At 67.0% G+C, this 1,425-nt stretch carries 1 protein-coding gene; it reads right to left on the reverse strand.

Translation table 11 applies throughout. The annotated features are described in order from the left end of the window. Positions 1–3: 3 nt before the first annotated feature. Positions 4–1,314, reverse strand: coding sequence for an ISL3 family transposase (locus tag D3654_RS11855; RefSeq protein ID WP_120521705.1), 1,311 nt, complete (start codon positions 1,312–1,314; stop codon positions 4–6). Positions 1,315–1,425 lie beyond the last annotated feature (111 nt).

The following is a 1,425-nucleotide window of genomic DNA, read 5'->3' on the forward strand; positions in this document are numbered from 1 at the left end:
GGCTCATCGCATTTGAGGGTGTAATCGGGGTCTGAATCCGCCGGTCTCGAGGAGTGATCGGGCGATGTAGTTGGCAAGGTTGCGGAAGCCGAGGGCGGAGCCGCGGAGGTGTTCGAGCCTGCCATTGAGCGCTTCGGCGGGGCCGTTGCTGGTGCCGGGCCGGTCGAAGTACGCGAGCACGTCCCCTGCACGGCGTTTCAGCGTCCGGCCAAGCGTAATGACTTCCGTCAGCGCAGCGGGAACGCCGGTGCTGATCGCGCCGATCAGCACTTGCATGAGCTGTTTGCCCCGGGCGCGGTCAGGGTCGCGGTAGGCGGCGATGACGCGCTGGTAGATACCCCAGGTCGCCTCGACCTCGGCATGGTTGTCCGCAACGAACAGGGCCTCCAGCCTGTTCTTCTGCTTGTCGGTGAGCAGGTCATGCCCGGTGTGCAGGGTCCGGCGGGCGGCGTAGAGCGGATCTCCGGATCGTCCGCGATGCCCAAGGCTCTGCTGCTGCACGCGCTGGCGGCACCGGTCCAGGGCATCGCCGGCAAGCCGGACGACGTGAAAGGGATCCATGACCTCGACCGCGTCCGGGAGTTCCTCGGCGGCTGCGGTCTTGAACCCGGTGAACCCGTCCATCGCGACGACCTCGATCCCATCCCGCCAGGCCTTGGGCCGCTCGGCGAGCCAGGACTTGAAGACCTGTTTCGAGCGGCCCTCGACCATGTCCAGCAACCGTGCCGGGCCGGTCCTGTCACGGACCGGGGTGAGGTCGATGATCACGGTGACGTACTTGTCCCCGCGCCGGGTGTGCTGCCAGACATGCTCATCCACGCCGATCACGGCCACCCCGTTGAACCGGGCCGGGTCCTCGATCAACACCCGCTTGCCCTCGGCAAGGATCGCGCTGTTCGCTGTATGCCAGGACACGCCCAGGCCTTCGGCGACGCGGGCGACGGTGAGGTGCTGGCATACGATGCCCTCCAGCGCCCAGCGCAGTCCGTGTCGGGAGATCTTCGCCCTCGGCTGCGCGGCTTTGGAAATGTCCTGCCGCCACACCCGACCGCACCCGGTGCACTTGTAGCGGCGGACCCTCACCAGCAGGGTCGTCGGCCGCCATCCCAGTGGTTCGTGCGCGAGGGGCCGGGTGACCGTGCCGCGGGCGATGCCCTGCCCACCGCAGGAACGGCACCAGTTGTCCGGATCAACGGCACGGCATTCCAACACCGCCCGGCCAGGGGAGAGACGCTGCCCGGCAGCTTCGAGCCCAAGCTCATCGAGCCGGCAGAACGTAGTCAGGTCAGGAGGCAGGAAGGTAGCGTGGGACACGTCGAGGTCTTCTCAGATGGGCAGTGTAGGAACTTCCATCATCGGAAGACCTCGACCTCTATCCGGCCACCGACGCGCCCACCCCGATTACACCCTCAAATGCGATGAGCC

Origin of the sequence: Arthrobacter celericrescens (assembly GCF_003614925.1) — a bacterium.
Lineage (GTDB): Bacteria > Actinomycetota > Actinomycetes > Actinomycetales > Micrococcaceae > Arthrobacter > Arthrobacter celericrescens.